We start from the raw sequence: 5618 nt of genomic DNA, 5'->3' as shown, positions 1-5618 counted from the left end.
GGCGTTCGGTGGTTTTGGCGAAGGGGAAACACCCGGTCCCATCCCGAACCCGGAAGTTAAGCTCTTCAGCGCCGATGGTACTGCATGGGAGACTGTGTGGGAGAGTAGGACACCGCCGGACACATATTATGGGAAGGCCCCGCCGACACGGCGGGGCCTTTCTTATTTGTCGGGGTCGGGTTTCCGGAGGCCGGTGAAGGTATCCCAGAGAATGGCGGCGGGTTCGACGGTGGCGAAAAGTGACTCGATGCGGGAGCGGTCGCCGTCCAGGTGGATGAGGGTCTGGATGCCGAGGAACATCGCGACCGCGATCATGCCGATGTCCCGCGACGGCACCAGCTCTTCGAGTGTCGTCCCCTCGACGAGGCGCCGGACGGCGGAAGCGGCGAAACCGGACCAGGAATCGACGTGCGCCAGTACTTCCGCGCGCAGCCGCGGTGACGTCGCCGACGCTGTGACGAGTTCCTGAACGGCGTCGATGTGCCCCTTGTCCTCCATGTCCTCGGCGTAGAGGGCGCGGAGGCGGGTGATGAGGTCGGCGGCGTCCGCGCAGGAGCCGAGGGCCTCCTCGTAGCGCGCCATCCGGGCCTGGCTCGTGTGCCGGAGGGCCGTGACGAGAAGGGCCTCCAGGTCGTCGAAGTGGTAGTAGATGACGCCCGGCGCGAAGCCGCCCGTGCGGGCGATGGAGCGGGCGGTGGTGCCGCCGTATCCCTCGACGGCGAGCGTCCGGATCGCCGCTTCGAGGAGACGGTTCCTGGTCTCCGCCCGTGACGCCATGCGCTCAGATCACTTTCCGGGGCTTCACGCCCGCCTCGGCGAGGACGGGGTCGAGGCGGCGCGCGAGCCGCGCGAGATGGTGGCTCGGCACCTGCGGGTACAGATGGTGCTCCAAGTGGTACGTCAGCTCCAGGAACAGGGCGGGGACGACGCGTCCGCGCAGCGTGCGGGTCTGCGTGAGCGGCGTGTCCCCGTAGTGCCGGTGCGGCAGGTGGACGGTCAGCAGCGGATACACCCAGCTTCCCACGATCATCATGACGGCGTACACGAGCAGCCCGCGAGAGAACGCGACTCCGGCCGTGACGGCCGCGAACGGCAGCGCCGCCTCCGCCAGCAGCCACAGTCGCCGGCCCGTCCGGCTGCGCCCGTACGCCCACCACCACAGGCGGGCGAGGAAGACCGGGCCGTAGAGGATCGCGCCGAACGCGGACAGGTCGGCAGGATATCCTTCCGGGTCCTCGTCGCTGGGGAACGTCCGATGGTGCTGCAGGTGTGTGGCGCGGTAGGCGTGGCCGCTCTCCAGCAGCACGGCACCCAGCAGGAACAGGGCCCATTCCGTCGCCCGCCTGCCAAGGCCAAGGGACCGGTGGACGACGTCGTGCGTCGCCGTCACCACCGCCACGAAGATCCCGAACGCGATCAGCGGCGTCGCCCACCACCAGCCGGTGAGCCATGCCGCGACGAACAGGGCGATGCCCACATACGGCAGGGATAGCGTGAGGACGCGGCGTGGGCGCGTCGTGATGAGCAGATCGGGGCCGAGCTCGGACAGTTTCGGCAAGGTCATCAGGCCCTGCCCTTCTGGAGGCGACCCCCAGGCCCCCGGGATCGAGGTCCCGATGATCGCGGCGAAGCGAGAATCATCGGGTCACCGCCGTCCGCCGGGCGGCCTTGAGCGCCTCGTCCGCGACGATCCTGCTGCCCAGCGCGCACGCGACGGTCCCGAGCCCGGGCCAGGTCGAGTCGCCGACGAGCCACAGCCCCGGCACGCCCAGCGAATGCGGGACGGCGTTCTGGTTGGCGTTGCCCGGCGTCTGGCGCGGTCCGCCGACCGCGCCGCCCGGCCGGAACGCGAAACGCTCGTACGAGCGCGGCGTCCCGACCTCCCACACGCGTGCCCGCTCACCCAGGTCGGGATGGATGCGGCGGGCCAGGCCGACGAGGCGTTCCCCGATCGCCTGCTTGCGGGCTTCGTAGTCGGCGTCCGGCAGGTCCTGCCAGCCGGCGAGCCCGGTGTGCGTGGAGATCATGACGGCGCGTTCGCCGGGCGGCGCGCTCTCGGTGTCACCCGGCGCGGACACCGACACGAACATGTTGTTGCCGTCACCGAGCGGGCGCCCGTAGTCGTGCAGCAGCTGGTGGTGGGTGAACTCCTGCCCAGCGACCTCGTCGTCCGGGACGCCGAGGAACACGACGATCGCGCCGCCCAGGTCGTTCCCGTCCCGCTCCAGGTAGGGGCGGAGCGGGCTCGCGAGGTCGGGGACGACGCGCGCGGTCGTGGCGGCGGGCAGCGCGCTCACCACCTGCCGGGCATGGACGACGCCGTGCCCGGTGCGGACGGTGAACGCCCCGGCCCGTCCCGACACCCGCTCGACCCGGCAGCCGACGCGGAGCCGTCCGCCCATCGCGCGGTAGTGCGCGGTGAAGCGGCGCCAGAATCCGCGCATGCCGCCGTCCGCGCGGGTGAGGCCCGCGCCTCGGATCGTGACGCCGAGTGCGGCGTTGATGAGCGGGGCCCGGTCGACGGTGCTGTGCACCGTGTCCTCCACCAGCATCGACAGCAGTCCGACCAATGGCGCGTCGCCGCGCAGCCCGTGCCGGATGAGGACGTCCCCGAGCTTGGTGTTCAGGTGGCGGGCGAGCGGGAGACCGCGCGGGCCGAGCGCCCGCAGGTTGTGCATCGCGTCGGCGGGACGGCGCATCGGCAGCCGGACCCCGGAGCGGCTCGCGTCCCAGAACACCTGCGCGATCCGGTCGAGCCGCGACCAGAACACCCGATGCCGCTGGCTGTCGCCCAGCGCCCGCAGCCGTTCGCGGTGCCATGCCCGTGGGTCACGGTAGAGGGTGACCTTGCGGTCCGGCAGCCAGCCGACGTAGCCGGGCAGCGCCTCACCCGGCACCGGGTCCATCCCGATGCTGTCGAGCAGCTCCGCGCCGACCCCGCCCGGCTCGAAGTCGACCATCGTCGTCGCGCCCACGTCGAACGAGAAGCCGCGCCGCCGGTAGTAGCCGGCGCAGCCGCCGACATGGCCGTGCGCCTCGATCACGAGCGTGGACAGCCCGGCCGCCTGGAGCCGCGCCGCCGTCGCCATCCCGGCGAGCCCGCCGCCGAGCACGGCCACGTCGCACGACGCCGGGAAACGCGCCGCTCTCGGTGGACGATCCATCTGAACGCTTGTTCTGAACATGTGTTCAGAGTGCGTCCGGCGCGGCGTCCCGTCAACGTGCGGGGACGGGTCTGGCCGGAGGCGGCCCCGCTCATCGGATGCGCGGGACCGTCCCCGGCCAGGGCGAACGGTGGATGCCGGGCGGCGGACGACGGGATCAGGTGCGGCCGGCGGACTCGGTCATGAACTTGATCGAGAGCACCGCGGCCCACGTCCAGATGGCGGCGCCTCCGGCGAGCATCAGGCGGAACTCCTCCGCCGGGAACGCGGCCAGTCCGAGGACGAGATAGGCGGCCGCCGCGACGACGCTGCAGATCGTCCAGCCACGGTTTCCCTCGCGGGCGAAGCGGCGGGCGAACACCAGGCACGCCGCGCTGAGCGCGAGGCCCATCCCGACCGGCGCGAGGTTGTGCAGCATCCCGTGCCAGCTGACCTCGCCCGCTCCGGCGGGCGTCCCGGCAGGGAAGCCGTCCATCGGATCGGTGGGGAACACGCCCGCCCAGACCAGGCTCACGCCGTAGACGGCGATGAGCCGGGTGCCCCAGGTGCGGCCCGCGGTTCCCGGCGCCATGACGCGGCGGAGCCCGATGGCTGAGGCCAGCACGAGCACGCCGCTGACCAGGAAGTTGGCGGTCTGGATCCACCCGTGCTCGCCGAGGGCGAGCATGCTCAGCGGGTGGCGCGCGGCGTCGAACCCCTCGCGCGTCATGGCCTGCGCGGCGATCAGCAGAACGAACAGCGGCCCCGCGACCGCGCCGCAACCGAGCAGCACGCGGGTGGGAACCGCCAGCCGGGGCGCGGCCGCGGAGTTCATCGTTTCGGTGGTCATGGCGGCCTCCTAGCCGTCTTGTGTCCTCGCCGTCGGCGCCGTCAGGCGTAGAGGGCCTCGCCGGTCTCCAGCAGGGTCTTCAGGTCGCTGAGCGTCTGGCTCCAGCCGCCGCCGGCGCCCGGAAGCTCGCCGTTGGTCTGCGCCGCGGTCTGCGGCGCGCCGGTGACGTCGTGGGTGACCGTCAGCCGCGAGATGCCCTGCTCGTCGTCCTCGATCTCGTAGGTGAGCCGGGTGGCGGGCTCGTCGAGGAAGAGGGCCCGCCACGTCTGGACGAGCCTGCGCGGCGGGTCCGCCTCGATGACCTCGCCGTCGATCACCACGTCCGCGGCGCCGTGCTCCTTCATCGCGTCGCTGGCCAGCCCGCGGAAGGCGCCGCCGGGACGCAGGTCGTACTCCACCGGCGCCTGGTAGCCGTACTTCACGGCCCACTCGGGCTTGGTGATGGCGTCCCAGATGGACTGCGGGGTCGCCTTGATGTACACGCGGTACACATGGACGGTCCGGCCTGCCCCGGTGCTCGTCTCGGTCGTTGTCATGTCGGTCTCCAGTTCTCGTTTGAGGTCGGCGAGCGCCGCTGCGGGCCGCTCGGTGTACTTGCCGATCCACCGGTCGTGGATCAGCCGGATCGGCACCGGGTTGAGGAAATGCAGCTTCTCCCTGCCCGAGCGGCGCGCGACCACCAGCCCGGCCTCCTCCAGTACCCGCAGGTGCTTGGCGACCCCGAACCGGGTCATCTCCACCTCCGACTCCAGCTCGCCGAGCGTCCGCCCGTCCCGGGCGAACAGCAGGTCGAGCAGGAACCGGCGGGTCGGATCCGCCAGCGCCCTGAACGCCAGATCGTCGTCCTTCACACCAGGAAAAATAGGTGACCAAAAGGTCACATGTCAACCATGCTTCAGGAATCGGTGGTGGTGAGGGCGTCCGATATCGTCGGCCCATGCCGCTCTCTCCTCGCCTGGCGAAGATCGTGGACGCGCTGCCGCTCGAACCCGGCATGCGGGTCCTGGAGATCGGGTGCGGGCCCGGTGCGGCCGCGCGGGCCGTCGCGGCCCGGCTCGACACCGGGCACATCCTCGCGATCGACCGGTCCGCCAAGGCGATCACCCAGGCGGAGGCCACCGGGGCGGACGAGATCGCGTCGGGACGCATGAGCGTCCGGCAGGCCGCGATCGAGGACTTCGCCCTGGAGCCCGGCGAGACGCCCTTCGACCTGGTGTTCGCGGTGCGGGTCGGCGCGCTCGACGGCCGCCATCCGGAAGCCGGACGCGAGGCGATGCGCCGCATCGCCGCGGTCCTGGCACCGGGCGGCCGCCTGTTCATCGACGGCGGCGATCCGCTGCGCGAACTGCCCGTCTGAACCCAGCAGGCAACGCGGCCTCAGGTCGGCGGGCCTCCGAGGCCAGCGAGCCTCCAGGTGAGCGGGACCGCAGCGTTGGCGGGCCCCCAGGTCGGCGTGGGACTGCGGGGTTGGCTGCACCGCGACGCAGCGGGACCGCCGTCAGCGGGATTGCGAGGTCAGTGGGACAGCGGGTCGGTGGGAGCGCAGGGTCGGCGGTCCCAGGCAGCGGGATTGCGGGTCACCGGGCGGCGAGGTCGGCGTGGCATGGGGCATGGGGCATGGGGCG

6 protein-coding genes and 1 rRNA gene are annotated in these 5618 nt (G+C 71.9%); 2 read left to right on the top strand and 5 right to left on the bottom strand.

The features are described from left to right. The first annotated feature begins 4 nt into the window (after positions 1-4). A 5S ribosomal RNA gene (rrf, locus tag ETD83_RS38570) occupies positions 5-121 on the top strand. Between the two features lie 41 nt (positions 122-162). Here the strand turns inward: rrf and ETD83_RS38565 are convergent. The 5 genes from ETD83_RS38565 to ETD83_RS38545 all read right to left on the bottom strand — a co-directional run bounded on the left by ETD83_RS38565 (position 163) and on the right by ETD83_RS38545 (position 4844). After that, positions 163-777: a TetR/AcrR family transcriptional regulator gene (locus ETD83_RS38565; protein ID WP_138650134.1), complete on the bottom strand. Its 615-nt coding sequence runs from the start codon at positions 775-777 to the stop codon at positions 163-165. A 4-nt stretch (positions 778-781) separates the two neighbouring features. After that, positions 782-1564: a fatty acid desaturase family protein gene (locus ETD83_RS38560; RefSeq protein WP_138650133.1), complete on the bottom strand. Its 783-nt coding sequence runs from the start codon at positions 1562-1564 to the stop codon at positions 782-784. Positions 1565-1637: 73 nt separating this feature from the next. Next, positions 1638-3164 (bottom strand): phytoene desaturase family protein, encoded by a 1527-nt coding sequence (locus tag ETD83_RS38555; protein ID WP_205718124.1) that lies wholly within the window; start codon positions 3162-3164, stop codon positions 1638-1640. A 157-nt stretch (positions 3165-3321) separates the two neighbouring features. Next, positions 3322-3993: a DUF998 domain-containing protein gene (locus ETD83_RS38550; protein WP_138650131.1), complete on the bottom strand. Its 672-nt coding sequence runs from the start codon at positions 3991-3993 to the stop codon at positions 3322-3324. A 41-nt stretch (positions 3994-4034) separates the two neighbouring features. Next, a complete protein-coding gene (locus tag ETD83_RS38545) occupies positions 4035-4844 on the bottom strand; it encodes an ArsR/SmtB family transcription factor (RefSeq protein WP_138650130.1) in 810 nt (269 codons plus the stop codon). Between the two features lie 86 nt (positions 4845-4930). Here ETD83_RS38545 and ETD83_RS38540 point away from each other — a divergent pair, with 86 nt between their 5' ends. Then, positions 4931-5350, top strand: a complete 420-nt coding sequence (locus ETD83_RS38540; protein WP_138650129.1) for an SAM-dependent methyltransferase — start codon at positions 4931-4933, stop codon at positions 5348-5350. Positions 5351-5618: the final 268 nt, after the last annotated feature.

Origin of the sequence: Actinomadura soli, assembly GCF_005889715.1 — a bacterium.
In the GTDB taxonomy this organism is placed as follows: domain Bacteria; phylum Actinomycetota; class Actinomycetes; order Streptosporangiales; family Streptosporangiaceae; genus Spirillospora; species Spirillospora soli.
Note: the sequence above shows the minus strand (reverse complement) of the source record. Positions and strands in the feature narration are given on the sequence as shown.